This is a genomic window from Acinetobacter nematophilus (assembly GCF_026344175.1).
Classification (GTDB): Bacteria; Pseudomonadota; Gammaproteobacteria; order Pseudomonadales; family Moraxellaceae; genus Acinetobacter; species Acinetobacter nematophilus.
The window spans coordinates 328,475-347,388 of sequence record NZ_JAPKMY010000003.1 but is presented as its reverse complement, the minus strand read 5'-3'; the positions used below and the strand labels follow the sequence as shown (position 1 = coordinate 347,388).

Annotated in this window: 14 protein-coding genes; 8 read left to right on the top strand and 6 right to left on the bottom strand. The window is 37.8% G+C overall.

Going from position 1 to position 18,914, the window contains the following annotated elements:
* Positions 1 to 52 precede the first annotated feature (52 nt).
* From OSH00_RS08790 to OSH00_RS08770, 5 genes are all read left to right on the top strand, one after another.
* Positions 53 to 586 (top strand): LPS-assembly lipoprotein LptE, encoded by a 534-nt coding sequence (locus OSH00_RS08790; RefSeq protein WP_266130090.1) that lies wholly within the window; start codon positions 53 to 55, stop codon positions 584 to 586.
* A gap of 4 nt (positions 587 to 590) precedes the next feature.
* A complete protein-coding gene (gene holA / locus OSH00_RS08785) occupies positions 591 to 1,583 on the top strand; it encodes a DNA polymerase III subunit delta (protein ID WP_266130089.1) in 993 nt (330 codons plus the stop codon).
* A 120-nt stretch (positions 1,584 to 1,703) separates the two neighbouring features.
* Positions 1,704 to 3,062, top strand: coding sequence for a MacA family efflux pump subunit (locus OSH00_RS08780; RefSeq protein WP_266130088.1), 1,359 nt, complete (start codon positions 1,704 to 1,706; stop codon positions 3,060 to 3,062).
* Between the two features lie 2 nt (positions 3,063 to 3,064).
* The gene (locus tag OSH00_RS08775; protein WP_266130087.1) at positions 3,065 to 5,050 is read left to right on the top strand and encodes a MacB family efflux pump subunit; all 1,986 of its coding nucleotides are present in this window, start codon (positions 3,065 to 3,067) and stop codon (positions 5,048 to 5,050) included.
* 22 nt (positions 5,051 to 5,072) lie between these two features.
* Complete coding sequence (locus OSH00_RS08770; RefSeq protein WP_266130086.1) at positions 5,073 to 6,476, top strand: efflux transporter outer membrane subunit; 1,404 nt, start codon at positions 5,073 to 5,075, stop codon at positions 6,474 to 6,476.
* Between the two features lie 37 nt (positions 6,477 to 6,513).
* Here the strand turns inward: OSH00_RS08770 and OSH00_RS08765 are convergent, their stop codons facing one another.
* The 4 genes from OSH00_RS08765 to OSH00_RS08750 form a co-directional block, all read right to left on the bottom strand.
* Complete coding sequence (locus OSH00_RS08765) at positions 6,514 to 7,521, bottom strand: DUF6708 domain-containing protein (RefSeq protein ID WP_266130085.1); 1,008 nt, start codon at positions 7,519 to 7,521, stop codon at positions 6,514 to 6,516.
* A 144-nt stretch (positions 7,522 to 7,665) separates the two neighbouring features.
* Complete coding sequence (locus OSH00_RS08760; RefSeq protein WP_338150155.1) at positions 7,666 to 8,310, bottom strand: DUF6708 domain-containing protein; 645 nt, start codon at positions 8,308 to 8,310, stop codon at positions 7,666 to 7,668.
* A complete protein-coding gene (locus OSH00_RS08755; protein WP_266130083.1) occupies positions 8,199 to 8,609 on the bottom strand; it encodes a hypothetical protein in 411 nt (136 codons plus the stop codon). The genes OSH00_RS08760 and OSH00_RS08755 overlap by 112 nt, the downstream gene beginning before the upstream one ends.
* Positions 8,610 to 8,685: 76 nt before the next feature.
* Positions 8,686 to 9,681, bottom strand: coding sequence for a hypothetical protein (locus tag OSH00_RS08750; protein ID WP_266130082.1), 996 nt, complete (start codon positions 9,679 to 9,681; stop codon positions 8,686 to 8,688).
* A gap of 165 nt (positions 9,682 to 9,846) precedes the next feature.
* On the opposite strand from OSH00_RS08750, the gene OSH00_RS08745 reads away from it, so the two are divergent.
* The 3 genes from OSH00_RS08745 (at position 9,847) to OSH00_RS08735 (ending at position 12,968) form a co-directional block, all read left to right on the top strand.
* On the top strand, positions 9,847 to 10,806 hold the full coding sequence (locus OSH00_RS08745; RefSeq protein WP_266130081.1) for a formylglycine-generating enzyme family protein: 960 nt from the start codon (positions 9,847 to 9,849) through the stop codon (positions 10,804 to 10,806).
* A 125-nt stretch (positions 10,807 to 10,931) separates the two neighbouring features.
* The gene (locus OSH00_RS08740) at positions 10,932 to 11,894 is read left to right on the top strand and encodes a formylglycine-generating enzyme family protein (protein ID WP_277613809.1); all 963 of its coding nucleotides are present in this window, start codon (positions 10,932 to 10,934) and stop codon (positions 11,892 to 11,894) included.
* A 126-nt stretch (positions 11,895 to 12,020) separates the two neighbouring features.
* Positions 12,021 to 12,968, top strand: coding sequence for a formylglycine-generating enzyme family protein (locus tag OSH00_RS08735; RefSeq protein WP_266130080.1), 948 nt, complete (start codon positions 12,021 to 12,023; stop codon positions 12,966 to 12,968).
* Between the two features lie 99 nt (positions 12,969 to 13,067).
* Here OSH00_RS08735 and OSH00_RS08730 read toward each other — a convergent pair whose 3' ends face one another.
* Both OSH00_RS08730 and OSH00_RS08725 read right to left on the bottom strand, forming a co-directional pair.
* Positions 13,068 to 16,034, bottom strand: a complete 2,967-nt coding sequence (locus OSH00_RS08730; RefSeq protein WP_266130079.1) for a hypothetical protein — start codon at positions 16,032 to 16,034, stop codon at positions 13,068 to 13,070.
* 3 nt (positions 16,035 to 16,037) lie between these two features.
* Entirely contained in the window at positions 16,038 to 18,824 is a 2,787-nt protein-coding gene (locus OSH00_RS08725) for a type VI secretion system Vgr family protein (protein ID WP_266130078.1), read from the bottom strand.
* Between the last annotated feature and the right edge of the window lie 90 nt (positions 18,825 to 18,914).

Genomic DNA, 18,914 nt, shown 5'->3' with positions numbered 1-18,914 from the left:
ATTTATCAAGATTAAATATTTCATACTTTATGGAATATCATGAGGACAAAGCATGCATTTGGTTCATCGTGTTGCAGCAGTTGTATTAACTTTGGGTCTGAGTGCAGGCTTATTCGGTTGTGGCTTTCATTTAAAAGGAACCAATACGCAGGCAACGCCTTTGGTCTATACCAAGTTACAATTGGTTCTGCCTGAAAATACTGAAGATCTTGAGAAAAAACTCAGCGTCTATTTGACTGCAACAGGTGTCCAACTAAGCAATGCAAATGATGCCTATGTGTTGCGTGTACTGAGTTACACTCCTGTACGCCATGAGCTCAATGGTAAATTGGTTGAAACTTTACTGCGTCTCACTGTGACTTTCCAGATTGAGGACAAACAAGGCAATCCAATCACTGAACCTCGTACCTTGACGGCCTCTCGTAGCTATCAATACGATGTTGCAACAGTCAATACCGATGACCAACAGTATAAATATTTAAGTCAGATCTTGATTGATGACATTGCTCAACAAATGTCTCGCCAAATTGCAGCCAACCGCTTGCCTAAAGCACGAAATATTTCGACTCAACCAGTAGCACAATAAGCTTATGAAACTTGACTATTTACAAGCCCTTAAACGTGTTGATGAAGCGCGAGGTGTTTGGATTTTACATGGTCAAGAGCCTCTGTTAGAGCAAAATCTGTTAGATGCTTTAAGAAAAAGTTGGGCAAAACATGAGGTTGAACGCCAGCGACATGATTTAAACAGTGTTTCAGACTGGAAAAATGTCTTTAATGCCTTAAACAGTCTGTCTTTGTTTTCACAACATCTTGCACTTGAAGTCCATGGCAACATCAAACCAGATGCCAATGGACTGAAACAGCTCAAACAGTATATCCAGCATAATGAACATAATCTGCTGGTGATCGTGATGCCGAAACAGGATTCGAGCAGCTTAAAATCTGCTTTCTTCCAAACCGTTGAAGCCAATGGTGTAGTGGTTGCATTGACTGCAAATTACCCACAAGACCGTCAACGCATCTTGGCGATTGAAGCGGAACAACTTGGCATTCATCTCAATCAAGATGCCTGGGTATGGCTTGAACAGCATCATGAACACAATTTATTGGCTGCTAAAAACAGTCTGATGCGTGTTGCTGATACATTTCCCGATCAAAAACAGATTGAAATCGAACACTTACAGCAATGTCTACAAGATCAGTCCCGTTACAGCACTTTTGATTTAAGCGATGCACTGATTGCTGGAAATTTAGCTTTAGCCATTAAGATTTTCCAATATCTGTTGGAGTCTGGTGAACCTGATAGTTTAATTTTATGGACCATCAGTAAAGAAATGCGTCTTTTGATGCAATTGTATGAACAACCACAAAATGCCTTACAACTCGGCATTTGGAAAACCAAAATTTCATTGTATCAACAAGCACTTAGACGTTTAAATCCGCAATCTTTTTTAACATGGCCTAGCCTTTTATTGCGCATTGATGCGGCCATTAAAGGACTCAGCCAAGAAAAAGCAGAACATATCATTCAACAGTGTATTGCGGAGTTGTGTGGCAAGTCTTTATTTATTAACGCTTAAATTTCAGGTATCAATTGCAGCCAGAATAATTCTCATTTCTATTTATTATAAAAAATTCACGCTTTATCCTTAATTCATCATTATAATTTGATCAATTTTTCTCTCAGCCTCATTATTGCTATGCCAAAAATAAAACCAGCCAAAGCCATTTTCATAGCGGTCTGTGTAGCGATCGTCGCAGCAATCGCATGGTACACATTAAAACCAAAAAATACACAGCCTCAGTATATTACTGCTGAAGTGACACGTGGAGATATTGAAGATTCTGTACTTGCCACAGGTGACTTGGAAGCAACCAAAATGGTGAGTGTGGGTGCACAGGTTTCTGGTCAGGTCAAAAAAATGTATGTCAAGCTGGGAGATCAAGTCAAACAAGGACAATTGATCGCACAAATTGATTCTGTACGCCAAACCAATGATTTAAAAACTGCAGAAGCCAACATTAAAAATCAACAGGCTCAATTGACCACTAAGCAGGCTACTTTAGCCAAAGCAGAGGCTGAATATAATCGTCAAAAGAATATGTATGCACAGGATGCGACATCTAAGGCTGATTATGACAGTGCCTTGGCTGCGTTTAAGACAGCACAAGCCGATATTGCATCGATGAATGCGCAAATCGAACAATCCAAACTGACTCTGGCAACATCACAAGAAAACTTAGGCTATACCCGTATTGTTGCACCGATGGATGGTACTGTGGTTGCGATCGTGACTGAAGAAGGTCAAACCGTCAACGCCAACCAAAGCGCCCCAACGATTGTCAAGCTTGCTAAACTTGACACCATGACCATCAAAGCCCAAGTGTCAGAAGCAGATGTCATGAAAGTTCAAGAAGGACAAAAAGTCTATTTCACTACACTCGGTGACAGTGAGAAAAAACGTTATGCCACGCTTCGTCAGGTAGAACCAGCACCAGAATCAATCAATACCGAAACAACCAGCAATTCGTCTTCATCTTCATCAAGTACCGCAATTTATTATAATGCGCTTTTTGATGTACCGAATGATGATGGCAAGCTTCGCATTGATATGACTGCTCAGGTTTATATTATTTTGGCGGAAGCTAAAAATGCGTTGACAGTTCCAGCAGCTGCGCTTCAGGATTCGAATCGTCCGCAACGTGCCAACAAGTCGAATGGTCAATCTGGTGCCAATTCAAATCGCCCTGCTTCTTCTGCCCAAGGACAAACACCTAAAGATGGTCAAAATCCTGCGGATCGACCTGAGCGCCTTGAATTAACCGCAGATGAAAAAGCATTGGTGGATCAAGGTAAAGCATCGGTTGCAATGGTTCGTGTTTTACAGGCTGATGACAGTGCCAAACGCAAACAGGTGTTGATCGGTTTAAACAACCGTGTTTCCGCAGAAGTATTGCGTGGTTTGAATGAAGGCGATCAAGTGATTCTTGCCGATGGTTCAGACACGTCGAATGATTCTGCAAAACGTAGCAACAGAAATGGCCCAATGAGACTCTAAGCATGGATCAGAACAATCATCAGATCAAACCTCTCCTTGAGGTCAGTAATCTGGTACGTGAGTTCCCTGCGGGTGAATCCACCATTCAGATTTTAAAAAGTATTAACTTAAAGATTTATCCAGGCGAACTGGTTGCCATTGTCGGTCAGTCTGGTTCTGGTAAATCAACATTGATGAATATTTTAGGTTGTCTGGATCAGCCAACTTCGGGAAGTTATCAGGTGAATGGGCGCGAAACCCGTAAACTTGAACCCGATGAGCTTGCTCAGTTACGCCGTGAGTATTTTGGCTTTATTTTTCAGCGCTATCACTTATTGGGTGATTTGAATGCTGCCGGAAACGTCGAAGTTCCTGCAATTTATGCTGGTATGGACCCATCCGTTCGTCAAAAACGCTCGCATGAAATCCTGACTGATCTTGGACTCGGTGAAAAAACTGAAAACCGCCCAAATCAACTTTCAGGCGGTCAACAACAGCGTGTATCGATTGCCCGTGCCTTGATGAACGGTGGTGATGTTATTCTTGCCGATGAGCCTACAGGTGCATTGGATAAAAATAGCGGTATCGAAGTGATGCGCATCTTGCGCGAACTCAATGCCAAAGGCCATACCATCATTTTGGTTACCCATGATATGAATGTCGCAAAAAATGCGACACGTATTATTGAGATCAGTGACGGGAATATTATTGCCGATAAGCCGAATGTTCCCGAACATGATGAAATTGAGGTTGTTGCAGAAGCAGAACCCAAATCAAGCCGGAAAAAGTCTTCCCGTTGGCGTTCAGCACTAGATCGTTTTGCTGAAGCCTTCCGTATGGCTTTGCTCGCTATGAATGCACATCGCATGCGTACATTCCTGACCATGTTAGGGATCATTATCGGGATTGCCTCCGTGGTATCTGTTGTTGCCCTCGGAAATGGCTCACAAAAGCAAATTCTGGAAAATATCAGCAGTCTGGGTACCAATACCATTACGGTCTTTCAGGGGCGAGGTTTTGGTGACAACTCCAAGACAGCTCAATTTAAAACCCTTGTGCCCGCAGATGCTGATGCTTTATCTGAACAGCCCTACGTAGAAGCAGTCAGCCCAACAGTTAATAGCAGCGTTACAGCTCGCTTTAAGGATACAGAAGCAGCAGCCACCGTAAATGGTGTCAGTGCCGACTTTTTTAATGTTAGAGGTTTAGAGTTTGTATCAGGTCAACCTTTTGACAAACAGAGTGTGACTCAACGTGCGCAGGATGTTGTCATTGACTCGAACACGAAAAAGACTTTCTTTGCTGATGGCACTGATCCGTTAGGACAAGTAATTTTATTGGGAAGTGTTCCAAGTCGAATCATCGGGGTGATTGATGCACAACAAGGCTTTATGAATTCTGACAGCCTGAATGTCTATCTCCCTTACTCAACTGTCATGAGTCGCATGTTAGGACAATCCAATGTACGCAGCATCATTGTCCGAGTCAAAGACACCTATCCTACTGCTGTGGCTGAAAATGCCATTTTAAGCCTGTTAGAACAGCGCCATGGCGCACAAGATGTCTTTACACAAAACTCTGACAGTATCCGTCAAACCATTGAACAAACCACGCAAACCATGACCTTATTGGTATCTGCGATTGCGGTCATTTCACTTGTGGTTGGAGGAATCGGCGTAATGAATATTATGTTGGTTTCCGTGACTGAGCGTACTCAGGAAATTGGGGTACGTATGGCGGTGGGTGCACGACAAAGCGATATTCTGCAACAGTTTTTGATTGAAGCAATTTTGGTGTGTATTTTAGGCGGAATATTGGGTGTCTTACTGTCTTTAGGTATTGGACAGTTGATCGGACATATTGCCAAAGGCAGTTTTCAAATGGCGTATTCAAGCACGTCGATCATCGCCGCATTTGTATGTTCAACTTTGATTGGTGTGGTGTTTGGATTTATCCCGGCACGAAATGCCGCACAGCTGAATCCTGTCGATGCACTTTCACGTGAATAACCTAAGAATAAGGAAAATATTAATGCAAATGAATTTAAGCAAACTTGCAACAGCCTTGATTCTTGGAAGCTCACTGGTGGGATGCGCTGCTGTGGTGAAAACCCCGTATGAAGCACCTGCGGTACAAATCCCCAATGGTTTTGCTTATGACAAAGCAAAATCTCAACAAGTTCAAGCAGACCTTTATGCAGACCAATGGTGGACTCTGTTTGGCGACACGCAACTCAATCAATTGGTCAATCAAGTGATTGAACGTAATGCTGATTTGGCTGTCGCAGGGATTAATCTACAAACTGCACGATTAAGAGCTGGGTTAGCACGAGATCAACAAGGACCTCGTGTCAATTCAAGTGTTTCAACGGGACATAGCTTTGATCTCAACTCGGGGGATGATGCTGCCAAAGGTCTGTCACTGAGTGCAGGGGTAAGTTATGAAGTCGATTTATTTGGTAAATTGGCACGTCAGACTGAAGCCTCTAAGTGGGAGTCTTTAGCCACTGAACAAGACTTGCAAGCGACAGGACAAACCTTAATTGGTACAACCGCAAATTTATACTGGCAATTGGGTTATTTAAATGAACGCTATAGCTCTGCACAACAAAGTTTAGCCTCTACCCAAAAAACCTATGAATTGGTACGCACTCAATACCGTGCAGGTGCTGTTTCAGGGCTGGATCTAACCCAAGCTGAACAGTCGGTGCAAAGTCAGAAAGCAAGCTTAAGTCAGATCGAACAACAGCGTGTTGAAGCACGTACTGCTTTGGCGGTGTTGTTGCAGATTCCAGTGCAACAGTTGAATATTCAAGAACCTCAACAGTTGCCGCGGATTCGTTTACCTGAAATTGCGGCAGGCTTACCCGCAGATATTTTGTCACGTCGTCCAGATTTGAGAGCTGCTGAGTTACGTTTACGTGAGTCCTTAGCCACCAAAGATGCAACCAAAGCAAGTTATTACCCATCGATCAGCTTGACTGGAAATTTGGGTTCAACCAGTACCTCTCTGACCAATTTACTGAAAAATCCAGCACTTACTTTAGGTGCAAGTCTAAGCTTACCGTTTTTGCAATATAACGATATGCAAAAGAATTTAAAAATCAGTGAATTGGACTATAAAAAAGCCATCGTTCAATACCGTAATACCTTATATCAAGCTTTTGCAGACACGGAAAATGCTTTATCGAATCGAACTGAATTAGATAAACAGGTTGCTCTACAGCAAAAAAATCTTGAGCTTGCAGAAAAAACTGAACGTCTGACTGATGTTCGTTATCGTAATGGTGCGATTGCCTTAAAAAATCTTTTGGATGCACAGGAAACAACACGTAGCGCTCGTTTGGCTTTGGTACAGACCAAACAAAGCCAGTACAACGCTTATGTGACGTTGATGCAGGCTTTAGGTGGTAGTCCGATTAAGCAGATGCCTTAAAAATTTGTTGAGATAAGAAAGTCCTTCGGGGCTTTTTTTATTTGATTATTTTTCCAAAAGTATCGAGTTGGTATGTTGTCGAAGCATCAACAACATAGGGGTCTGTAGCATCAACCTGACATTCATTTTCAACTTGTTGAGACCATTTCGGTTGTTTATCAGCATGAATAAATTTATTCCGAGTTGCGCCTAAAATTTTAATCATTGCTCTTGAGTAGAATGATCGAATTTCACTTTGATAATCTAATGCAACGATTTCCTGACTGGTTTCTAAAGACTCAGGCTGTGCTTCAATATTTAAACAATAGCTTAATTTCTCAGGTACTAAACGAGGACTCGTTTCTACTGTCTGTTTATTAAAATAAAGCTTTTCAGGTCCATTATTCATATACTCTTTAATAAACTCCCATATTTCTAGTGTCTCTTGCTTTTTATGCTTACTCAGTGCAAAGGCAAAGGTGTAAGTAATCAAGCCATTGTTATCCTTGATAAACCCCTTGATCTCCCAAAAAGTGCCCTCGTAGCCTCCCAGTCGATGATTTAAAATAAAATCAATCTTCTCCCAATTCTCTGAAAAGATTTGACCACTGACATCATAAACATAGACTTTTTGATTTTTTTTATTGAAGCGGATTGGATAATAGTTATAACCTAATTTTTCATACTTTTTAAAATTTTGATAACCTTTATAAAAAACATAAAAAATAAAAGAAAATAAAATATGCATTGGAGAAAAAATGATAATAAAGCTTAAAAAATCATGATCATATTTGATCAAATTTACATAAAAAGTAAAAATCCATAATGATAATATAATGGGCATACCTAATAGTAATACACCAAGCAAATTAAAATAGGAATTGCCTTTTAAAAAGAAGCTATTATTCACACACTCCATATAGGTGGAATTCATTTTAATAAAATGATAGCCATGAAACACACTTGATTTATAAGCTATTTTCTTAGCAAGAATATTTTGCTTTTCTTTAGGTGTTAGGTGCCTAGCATTCTTATACACTGGATATTGTAATGTACCATTGAGCATATTTGACCTATTCAATATGGTTTAAGATAAAATCACCTTCTCGTACTTTATCTGCTATCTTTAGTTTTTAAACTGAATATGTATAAAGCTTCATTATTCATGTTGCTTTTCTTTCATATAAAAGACCACTCACCGAATAAAAATTCATTTATCCTTTATTTCAAATTCTTTAAACTCATAATTATCACGATAAGTGATTTCTTCTTCTCGAATTTTATCCATTTCATTGGCTTTAACTACATCTGAATGCCACACTGGTAGAGGTTTAATTGTTAAGAAAATTCGTCTTGCAATCAAATTACAAAGGTCAAATGGAAATGCAAAATAGCTCGGTAATGGATTATTGAAATACACACATCTAAAAGATCTCCATGTATCTTGAATACTTTCTTTTGAACCCAGCATACGTTGACAAAAGGTTAATTGTTTCAAAGGATCAATTGTTCCATACATAGGATGTGGATGTGGTTTTAGTTCGTCCATACCATGTTGCATATAATGACAAATAAAGCTCCATAACCCCAGTGATGCACCATTGCCTATTTTAGGAAAACCGATCAAAAATGTATTTTTTAAAATACCATCTTCAATGATATGCGCTCGAAGTTCATAAATTGGCATTCCTCCTAAGCCTTGCGATGTTCCTAAAGCATAAGTTACATCCAACCAATGCTTCTCTAAATATTCTTGTTTATTGATATAGAAATACACTTTTTGAGTGTTGCGATTAAAAATAATCGGTCGGCAAATCGGTTTTCCTTTGTCATATTTATAAATTGGATAAAACAAAAAAAAAGAATTACGAAAATCAAGAAAGAAATATAAAAAACATCAATATAAAGAATTGAGAATAGTAAAAATATGATAGGGGAAAAAATAAAAAAAATACTAAAGCCTTTTCCTAATCTTGCATAATATTGGTCAATCAATTCAATATAATCATAATTCATTCTTAAAAAAGACCAGTTATGATTTAAATCATGTCGATCTTGCAAGGTTAAAACATTTTCTATATCCGCTACATCTATAGGAATATTTTTCTTAAATTCATCATAACCAAAATAGTAATTTTTCTCTTTTATGTTCATTTTTATAGCGTTAGCCTAGACTTAGGCTGCCTCCCAGTTTCCATTAAAGATTAAATCCACTGTGTATGGAGTCTGATTATTCATGTTGCTTCTCTTTCACACTTAAAAAACCAAACTTTAAATTGTCTTTTGCTGTCACACTATAGGGATCATTTTCATCTACAGCATGTTCCCTTTTCAGTGCTTCACTCCAATAAAATGGCTTTGAAAAAACAACTGTGATTCGTCGTCCAAAGAACCGTACAAATTCAGGTACTGCAAAAATAAGCGCATAGAGCGGTGTCTGAAAATGATTGATAAACACGGTTTGCCAACTTTGCTTAATGGATTCTTTTTTCTCTTGAATATCATAGCAATAGGTTAATTTACTTTTATAATCTTGCTCAGGATCGTCTATCCCTTTTCTGTAGTACAACGGTTCAGGACCCTGTTCTACATAAGTTTTAATAAACAATAAAAAGCCTTCTATATAGTCTTTATGGATATTCGGTGTGCCCAACTGTATATCATGTTTTATCACTTCACCGTCAAGGATATAGGCATGTAACTCATACAAAGGGAGTCCAACGACACCTTGTGATTGAACGATATCAAAATACAAATCATCTAATGAAAACTGAGTGGTGCTATTCCCATCGAAACATACGGTCATTTTCTTTTTATGTCTATGTATCAAAACTGGTAAATAAAGGGACTTTAAAAAATCGAATTTCAAAAAGGGAATTAACATTGTAAAAAAAATATACAATCCTCCAGCCATTAGCAAAATTGCACCTGAATAAATAACTATTTTTTCATCTTCGACACCATCTTTTAAAATAAAATAACTACCAAAAAGAACTAAAAGAACATAAGGAATAGCAAATAAAAATAAAAATAAAAATATTAAATTTTTACCCTTCCACACATAGTTTTTATTTGTGAATTCAATAAAGTTAGAATTCATCTGAACAACTGAAAAATTATGATTGATCACTCGTTTGAGTTCAAAAGTATCCAGCTTAAAGAGTTGATACTTTTTTACGCGTTCTCCAACTTTAGTACGAGGAACGAAATACCATGGGTTTTTCATTTTAAACCTATTTTATTTAGTACAAACCAAATTACTGAACAACGCTAATATCATTAAAATATAAATATTTAAAGACTCAATTCAGTTTTTAATAAGTCTTCTTTATAACATGCCAATTATCAGTTAAGATAAAAACTAAAATATTGATAGTCTTATTTAAAAATGATGAAACACAATATAATTGCTATTTTACTCTCCACTTTAGCCTTATCTGCTTGTGCAAAAACCACCAATGAGACGCATAGCAATTCAACAGCTCAAAAGACCAATGAAAAAAACGATCTTGAGTTACAACAAAGAATTAAAACATTGGTGGAGAAAACCAAAAAGAATATGATTTTTGTACAAGGTGGTACGTTTATGATGGGTGACTTCGGTGAACTCGTCAATAAAGGAAAATTACCTTTTGATGGCGATGCTCATAGTAAACCTTTACATAAAGTCACTTTAGATAGTTACAGCCTAAATGCCTATAAGTCCAGTTATGAAGACTTAGACACTTATAGTGCAGCAACAGGACGGCCTAAAGTTATGGATGATCCAGATATCATTGATAAGAGATATAAAGATGCTGCCGCTGGACTCAATTGGTATCAAGCGCGTGATTACTGCCAATGGTTAGGCAAACAATTAAATGTTCCTATGGACTTACCAACTGAAGCACAATGGGAATATGCTGCTCGTAATCGTGGACAACAAGTGGTCTATCCCACCGATAATGGTAAAGTAGAATATGGTAAAAACTTTAATAGTTATCAACAACAAAAAGATTTCTCTCGTAAGGTTTCAGGGGATGCCATCATTTTAGTTTCTCAATTAGGTGCGTACCAACCTACTCCATTAGGTTTTTACGACTTAATCAATGAAAACTTAGAATGGGTTGCTGACTGGTATGCACCTGACTATTACTCAAAATCACCTGAAAAAAATCCCAAAGGACCTGAAACTGGTACAGCTAAAGTCCTTAGAAGTACCAATACCAGGGATGAATATATGATTCGAACTGCTTTTGGCTTTACTTTTTCAAGAATGTTTAAAGAGCCCGATTTAAAAGACCATGACTTTGAAGATTATTATAAAACGTCAGTGAGATGCGCTGCCAACAACACTAAACCTTTATTTTAATTAATTATTATTATACAAACGCCAAATCCCTTTAACCTTTATATTTTTTTAACAGAATCAAACTTTATATTGTGCAGATTAGCAGGTAAGATAAAAACTAAAATATTGATAGTCTTATTTAAAAAATGATAAAACACAATATAATTGCTATTTTACTCTCCACTTTAGCCTTATCTGCTTGTGCAAAAACCACCAATGAGACGCAGAGCAATTCAACAGCTCAAAACACCAATGAAAAAAACGATCTTGAGTTACAACAAAGAATTAAAACATTGGTGGAGAAAACCAAAAAGAATATGATTTTTGTACAAGGTGGTACGTTTATGATGGGTGACTTCGGTGAACTCGTCAATAAAGGAAAATTACCTTTTGATGGTGATGCTCATAGTAAACCTTTACATAAAGTCACTTTAGATAGTTATAGCCTAAATGCCTATAAGTCCAGTTATGAAGACTTAGACACTTATAGTGCAGCAACAGGGAAGCCTAAAGTTATGAATGATCCAGATTTGCAAGATTTACGATATAAAGATGCTGCCGCTGGACTCAATTGGTATCAAGCGCGTGATTACTGCCAATGGTTAGGCAAACAATTAAATGTACCTATGGACTTACCAACCGAAGCGCAGTGGGAATATGCTGCTCGTAACCGCGGCCAACAAGTGGTTTATCCCACCGATAATGGTAAAGTAGAATATGGTAAAAACTTTAATAGTTATGAACAACAACAAGCATTCACAGAAACTGTTGCAGAGAACTCGATAATACTCATCACTCAACTTGGCACTCATCAGCCTACTCCATTAGGTTTTTACGACTTAATCAATGAAAACTTAGAATGGGTCGCTGACTGGTATGCACCTGACTATTATTCTAAATCACCTGAAAAGAATCCCAAAGGACCTGAAACAGGTACGGCTAAGGTCCTTAGAAGTACAAATGCAAAAGATGAATATATGATTCGGACTGCTTTTGGCTTTACTTTTTCAAGAATGTTTAAAGAACCTGGCTTGAAAGGAAAGGATTTTTCTCGCTATTACACTACTTCAGTCCGATGTGCTGCCAACAACACTAAACCTTTATTTTAATTAATTATTATTATACAAATGCCAAATCCCTTTAACCTATATATTTTTTAACAGAATCAAACTTTATATTGTACAGATTATCAGTTAGGATAAAAACTAAAATATTGATAGTCTTATTTAAAAATGATGAAACACAATATAATTGCTATTTTACTCTCCACTTTAGCCTTATCTGCTTGTGCAAAAACCACCAATGAGACGCATAGCAATTCAACAGCTCAAAAAAACGATCCTGAGTTGCAACAAAGAATTAAAACATTGGTGGAGAAAACCAAAAAGAATATGATTTTTGTACAAGGTGGTACGTTTATGATGGGTGACTTCGGTGAACTCGTCAATAAAGGAAAATTACCTTTTGATGGCGATGCTCATAGTAAACCTTTACATAAAGTCACTTTAGATAGTTATAGCCTGAATGCCTATAAGTCCAGTTATGAAGACTTAGACACTTATAGTGCAGCGACGGGAAAACCCAAAGTTATGAATGATCCTGATTTACAAGCTAGAAGATATAAAGATGCAGCGGCTGGGCTTAATTGGTATCAAGCGCGTGATTACTGCCAATGGTTGGGCAAACAATTAAATGTACCTATGGACTTACCAACCGAAGCGCAGTGGGAATATGCTGCTCGTAACCGCGGTCAACAAGTGGTCTATCCCACCGATAATGGTAAACTAGAATATGGTAAAAACTTCAATAGTTATGAACAACAACAAGCATTCACAGAAACTGTTGCAGAGAACTCGATAATACTCATCACTCAACTTGGCGCTCATCAGCCTACTCCATTAGGTTTTTACGACTTAATCAATGAAAACTTAGAATGGGTAGCTGACTGGTATGCACCTGACTATTATTCAAAATCACCTGAAAAAAACCCTAAGGGGCCTGAAACAGGTACAGCAAAAGTCCTTAGAAGTACCAATATTAATGATGAATATATGATTCGAACTGCTTTTGGCTTTACTTTTTCAAGAATGTTCATGGAACCTAAAAAACAAAATGATGAATTATCCTATTATAATACCTCTGTTAGATGCGCCGCTAATAGCCCCAGTCCAATAAAAAAATAAGATTAAATATAGTTTCATTGATCTAAATGCATAACTCCTATTTTTCAACTATAAAAGGATTTTAGGAAATATGTCTTATAACTTAAAATCCTTATATTTTTAAGTCAAGTATGTATCATTATCAGATTCTGAGAATAATGGTTTATCGTTAGCACTCGCCAAATATAAAATTTCATTATTTTCATCATATCCCTGCATAAGTTTGACTTGTTTAAAAATACTGTCATCTTGATTATAGGCAATTTGTGGTAAAGGCCATGTCTTAATTCCTTCCAAACTCGTTCTTGCTTCTATAAAGTCCTTAATCCATTTATTGGTAGGTCCTGTATATTTGGTATTATTATTTAAAGCCAAAACAATATTATCTATTTGAAACCGCACCAAGTTTAAACCACTGGCTAAAAAGTTAATAATATGCCTTTCTAAGTTTTTTATATTTCCAGTATTCTTTTTTCCTTGCTGATTGACTCTTTCTATAATATTTCGCCATTCATTGACATGTAGTGTTGATTTAAAAATATTAACAATAGCTGTTTTTCGTTGATCCAAATAATGAATCCCATCCCAATCTACACTTGGAAAATCATCATAATGTGCCCAGCGAGTATTCCAATGACATAGAGAATATACCAAGATCCCTTTGGAGTTGGGTGTTAAACCAATCAATGATTGTAAATTATTATTTATATTTTGAGCACATGCTAGTTTTGCTTCATCTTCCTTTATAGACGAAAGCCATTTTTCAAACTGTACTGACACATTCAGAAAGAATTTTGACATATTATTTAATTGAGTAGAATATTTTTTTAAAATTGTATAATCATTATTTGCGGCAAGCATTGCAAAAAGTTGCGACAATTGCTCAAATAAATTATCAGCAATATAAGCCAAATGCATAAAGCCCATTTTCAGTAAATTCTTTTTGATAAATAGCATTAAAGATACTAAATCTTTAGGATTCACCTCCAAATCAACCGCGCCTTTTGCCCCAATCCCATAACACAAATGGGCAGCCAACTTGATCCTGATCGAACCATTCGGATGAATGTACATATAAAAATTAAATTCTGCTCCTGCACCACCACTCACGCCAGCAGTAACGGCTGCTTTTGCTAATGTTTCAAACTTAGGCTCTCCACTTGATTCACGAGGGTTTCCATTCGCATTAAACCACTGCAATTCAACTTTTGGAGTAAGCGCTAATTGGGCGCCAGCAAAGGCTTTTACTTCTACTTGAGCTTTATTTAGCACATCAGGAGGTATATCTTCATTACTTTTGACTTCTACTTTTAAGCCTTTTACTGCATCCACTGCATCTTTCATCGATTTTTTAGGATCATGTGAAATTGCTTGTAGTTTTTGATAGCCTGCAACGTTACCAATCGCGACACTCGTTTGACCTGCAATTGCTAGATTTGCACCTGCAAATCCTTGTAATGCTGCACCAGCAACAACTCGAATTGTCGCAATGGGATCGCCATCATCAAAAACAATACTCCAACCGTATTTAGATGGCCAAAAAAAGTCCCAATTTGCTCGTCCCTCAAATAATACAAATTTTGCAGCCGCCTTTGCTTCAGCTTTACCATGTAAATGTTCCTTAGACAAGTTAAGCGTAGCCTCTGTACCATTTGTACCTACAAATCTCATCCACTGCGCATCTACTGTGAGTTCATCATTTTCACTCATCATATTGTATTGGTTAGAGTACTCTCCACCCACACGTCCCAACACTGGTAAATACAAATCTCGAATGCTTTTTTCATCCGCTGATTTTGATTTGTAGCTCGCTAATTCAACACCTACACCATTTATAAATTTTTTTAAACTATCATTAAACTCTCGAGGATTCGATGTGTTTATTTCCTCTGTCCCTTCTCTAGCATTTGTCCCTGTATCACTGGTTATCTTGATTTTAGTTGTGCTTTTATTTATTCGTTGGGTTCTTAATTCTTCGATTCTACGTTTATTGGCATATCTTCTTAAAATATTTGGATTACCATTTGAGTTTCCACTTGCTTCGATCACAAGTACTTCTTGGATTTCTGCACTGTTTTTAAACTCTCCATTAATTTTGTCTAGGGCGTCCTTTTTTGCGATACCCAGTCTTTCTTCAATTTTTTTTATGTCAGTTGGATTTCTTGCTTCAAGTTGTAACTCTAAATCTTTTTTATTTTTATAAATTGAAGATATAGATTTCTCAAAATCTTTAGTTAACTTATCGAACGGCTTAAAAACATCCATCGGTAAAATATAAATTTCATTGGTTTTTGGCACAATAATTATCGGTAATGTTGTTTTAGCACCTAAACTCGCTGTATAAGTTTCTTTAGGATTTGTAGTCGTGCTACTTAGCTTAATTTCAAAAGGATGAAAATTTCCTTTAGTTGAAGTCACTAGTGGCGCCATTAATGGAGATTTAAATTTAATTCCATTCAAATCAAATTCAATATAAGTTTTATGATCCGTATACAACAGATTTGATATTGATTTTTCATTCAATACACTGGATTTAATTTGTTTTGATGAGGCATCCAATCTTTCATTTTTTTCATTAAATATTCGATAACCACCTTTAGGAAAATACTTTATTTGCCCTCCCACTCTCATAAAAACCTGATACAAAATAAAAGCTTTCTGTAAAACATCAATTCGTTTTTCTACAACAATCGTCTCTTTCTTGTTTACTTTCAAATCACCAGATTTATTAAAAACTGGTCTTGTACTGATATAACTATAACTTTCCGATTTTATTCTATAAACACCATTTTTATCATCTTTAGTTAAGGGCTTTTTACTATCAAGCCAAATAGTAACTTCCGCAACCAAATAAGCATCAAAATATACTGCTCTCGTTTCTCCTTTGCTATTGGTTGAAAAGGAGTCCTGTAGTAATATATTTGGACCAATTGTACTTAAATTTTTAACTATTAATTTATAGTTTATTCCAGAAAGCACATTACCTACATTATCTTTTACAACCAAAATGAGCTTATTATTTTTTGGCTGTATATTTGCTTTAAAAATATCGCCATTTTGATTATTTTTTAATAAAAAATTTTCCACAATCTATTCCTTTATTTTTAAATTATAGCTATTAATATTTTCATCTTCTATATAAATAGAGATATTTTCAGGAGATGGTGTTGTTACTTTTTTTGTTTTACCCTGACTATCCGTAACACCCTGAATAACATCACCATTCTGCAGTATCATTAAATACTTTTTATTCGCTAATGGATTTCCAAGTAAGTCTTTAGCTTCATAGGTTAAATAACAAGGCGTTTCTTTGAATTCACGAGATTTCATTTCAACCTTAGCGCCACCTGTAAACTTCTGCTGTCCAGATTTCACTTCAAATAATCCACCAGTGGTTACAAATACACCTGATCCGTTGAGCTTTACTTCAGAGCCATCACTAATCAGCTTGATTTCTTTCGGGCTAGTAATATAAACCGTATCTTCTGTGGAAATGATTTGAATGCCTTTGCGTGCAATCAAATCAGCACCTCCATCTTGAGCTTGGACCTCTACTTTCCCCTTGCCAGCATAAAGTCTTGCGCCTTCCTGCGCTGCAAACAGGCTGATTTTAGAACTGGCATGCCCCACCAAGGATTTTTGTGTGCTTATATTGATGCTCTCGCCTGCGTTATGGCTGATTTGCCCATCAGCAGAGACATGGATGTCTTCATTGCTTGATAGTGCAATTGAATTTGGTGAAGCCAACATCATTACTGCGGACTTAAATGCAGCAGCCTTTTTCGGATCTTGTTGAGCCAGTGTATTGATAAACCCTTGGATTCGCTCTAAGACTTCCAAAGGATCCGTCTGTTGGTTCTTGGCAACTTCACTTAAGGCTTTGGCATTGTTCAGGCTACTTTCTAGCTGGCTTTTGGCTTCTGCGGCATCGAGATGATTGCCTGATGCGCCATCTTGTGCGTGGGTACTGACCAGTAAGCCTTGCCCTGCGCGTACAGCTCCCCATTGGTCCGTTCTTAGCTCAAAACCTTCTCCTCGCCCTTTGCTGCTCTCGGTTTCTTTAGGATGGCTGAGATTGCCAAGATTGAGTTGACTCGCGCCATGACTGCTGTGCAACTGGCTGCTGATCTGGTTGGTGGTATCGTCAAAACGCAGTTGATTATAGCCACTGCCCTGATATTCCTTGCTTTTAATCCCTGCCAATTTCTTGGTATCAGGCAGCTTGCCTTTGTTATCAAACTTGCTCGGGCTGCGTTGTGCTTCATGGATTCGTCCCACCACAAACGGTCTGTCAATGTTGCCATCAAAGAAGTCAATAACAACAATCTCTCCGATCCGCGGTAGGAAGCGTGCCCCATAACCTTCGCCTGCCCAAGGTGTCAATACATCAACCCAGGCCGAGTCGGTATCATTGTCATTCGAGCCTGCACCACCATCGTGGCTGTGGTCTTCATTGCGGGTAAACAGGAAGCGAACCTTGATGCGTCCCCATTCATCCACATGGATTTCTTCTCCACTTGGACCAACCACTCTCGCTCGCATTGGATGGACTGCGGGTCTTTGAGTTAAGGGATTATATTCTGGAACAACCGTAATATTACGTCGTTGTAGCACCAACTGATTCGCTTGGCGTTCTTCGCTGTTGTTTACGGTGAGATGGGTGCGTTGCCAATCACTTTGTTTTAACAAAGTTTCGACTTGATGGCTCAAGTCTTTGGGTAAATTATTTTGATTATAAAAGGTTTTTGAGATGATCAAGAACTGCTGATCGGCAGAATCTTTTAGCTCTAGGCTTGGATGTTGGTTAAGCTCAAAGTGATAACCAACCTGCGCATCTCGTACCGTCGATATTGCCGTGAATTGTTTGGCTTGGGCATCAAAGTAGTTGCTGAGGTTTTGGTTAAAACGTTCGATCTGACTGTTGCCCGATGGTGTTGCACCATCTTCCCCATTCAAGTCAGGTATCCATGCAGGGCTAAAGTGCCATACTTGTTCTAAGCCTAGACTGGCGTTATCGTACTGGTCACTGTGCTGATATTTGCTTTGTACATTGCCTGCACCTTCTTCGGTTTCAAGAATATCGGCTTGCCAACGGTGGATATGTACCGATGTCGGTTGAAGGGAGCGTTGTCCTGTAAAATTGATAATCGAATCGCTAGTCTCTACAGCCGAGCTTCGATGAAAGCGGATCGTGCGTCGTTCTAAACTTTCGTATTGAGTATTGTCATCAATCAATCGAAGCTTTTGAGGCTGGATGGGTTCATTAAAATGAGAGACTTTAAGCTGTGCTTCATCAATTAAACTCGTCACACCTTCCGATGCTAGAAGCCTTTGAATAAGATCTATATCTCGTTCATTATTCTGCATAATGAATGGTCGAATATCATAGTCTTTAGTTAGACCACTTTTATCTAAACTCAAACTCGCAGCAAACAGCGGACTTCTTTGCTGCCATTCTTTATGAAGTATTTCAACAACTTGAATCACCGACTTATTCAGAAACACTCTACTATTACGGCGTTTATGCCACAGTGACGTTGCATCTTCAAGTTTGAGCTTATAGACCGTCAGTGCACCATCACTCTGTCCCTGCGCAGCTTCGGTAATGATGCCTGTGGTACGGAACAGTTGCCCACGGTCGGTGACTTGGTCGATTGCAGCTTGGCAACCGATAAACTGTTTGAGTGGAATATTTGCAGATGTTGCAAGACAGATCAGTTCCACAGACACGCCTTGATTGATGGCATGTTGTCCATCGATGCGTTGCAAGAACACTTGGGCGGTCAAATCAGGATTGCTAAACTGAATATGCAAGGCTCTTTTTTGAGCGGTTAATCCAAGTTGTTCTAAAGCCGAAAATATATTGGCAAAATTCATTTTCTTATCAAACTTAAAGTAATATTAATATTTATCTATATTTAATCAAAAAAAACGATTGAATCCCAGTTTATTGATCGGTTAATTTTT

What these genes read in the sequence shown, in the direction of transcription:
- OSH00_RS08745 (WP_266130081.1), top strand. Translation starts at nt 9,847, where the DNA reads ATGAAACACAATATAATTGCTATTTTACTCTCCACTTTAGCCTTATCT.
- OSH00_RS08770 (WP_266130086.1), top strand. Translation starts at nt 5,073, where the DNA reads ATGCAAATGAATTTAAGCAAACTTGCAACAGCCTTGATTCTTGGAAGC.
- OSH00_RS08755 (WP_266130083.1), bottom strand. Translation starts at nt 8,609, where the DNA reads ATGAACATAAAAGAGAAAAATTACTATTTTGGTTATGATGAATTTAAG.
- OSH00_RS08735 (WP_266130080.1), top strand. Translation starts at nt 12,021, where the DNA reads ATGAAACACAATATAATTGCTATTTTACTCTCCACTTTAGCCTTATCT.
- OSH00_RS08775 (WP_266130087.1), top strand. Translation starts at nt 3,065, where the DNA reads ATGGATCAGAACAATCATCAGATCAAACCTCTCCTTGAGGTCAGTAAT.
- OSH00_RS08740 (WP_277613809.1), top strand. Translation starts at nt 10,932, where the DNA reads ATGATAAAACACAATATAATTGCTATTTTACTCTCCACTTTAGCCTTA.
- OSH00_RS08780 (WP_266130088.1), top strand. Translation starts at nt 1,704, where the DNA reads ATGCCAAAAATAAAACCAGCCAAAGCCATTTTCATAGCGGTCTGTGTA.
- OSH00_RS08765 (WP_266130085.1), bottom strand. Translation starts at nt 7,521, where the DNA reads ATGCTCAATGGTACATTACAATATCCAGTGTATAAGAATGCTAGGCAC.
- holA (WP_266130089.1), top strand. Translation starts at nt 591, where the DNA reads ATGAAACTTGACTATTTACAAGCCCTTAAACGTGTTGATGAAGCGCGA.
- OSH00_RS08750 (WP_266130082.1), bottom strand. Translation starts at nt 9,681, where the DNA reads ATGAAAAACCCATGGTATTTCGTTCCTCGTACTAAAGTTGGAGAACGC.
- OSH00_RS08790 (WP_266130090.1), top strand. Translation starts at nt 53, where the DNA reads ATGCATTTGGTTCATCGTGTTGCAGCAGTTGTATTAACTTTGGGTCTG.
- OSH00_RS08725 (WP_266130078.1), bottom strand. Translation starts at nt 18,824, where the DNA reads ATGAATTTTGCCAATATATTTTCGGCTTTAGAACAACTTGGATTAACC.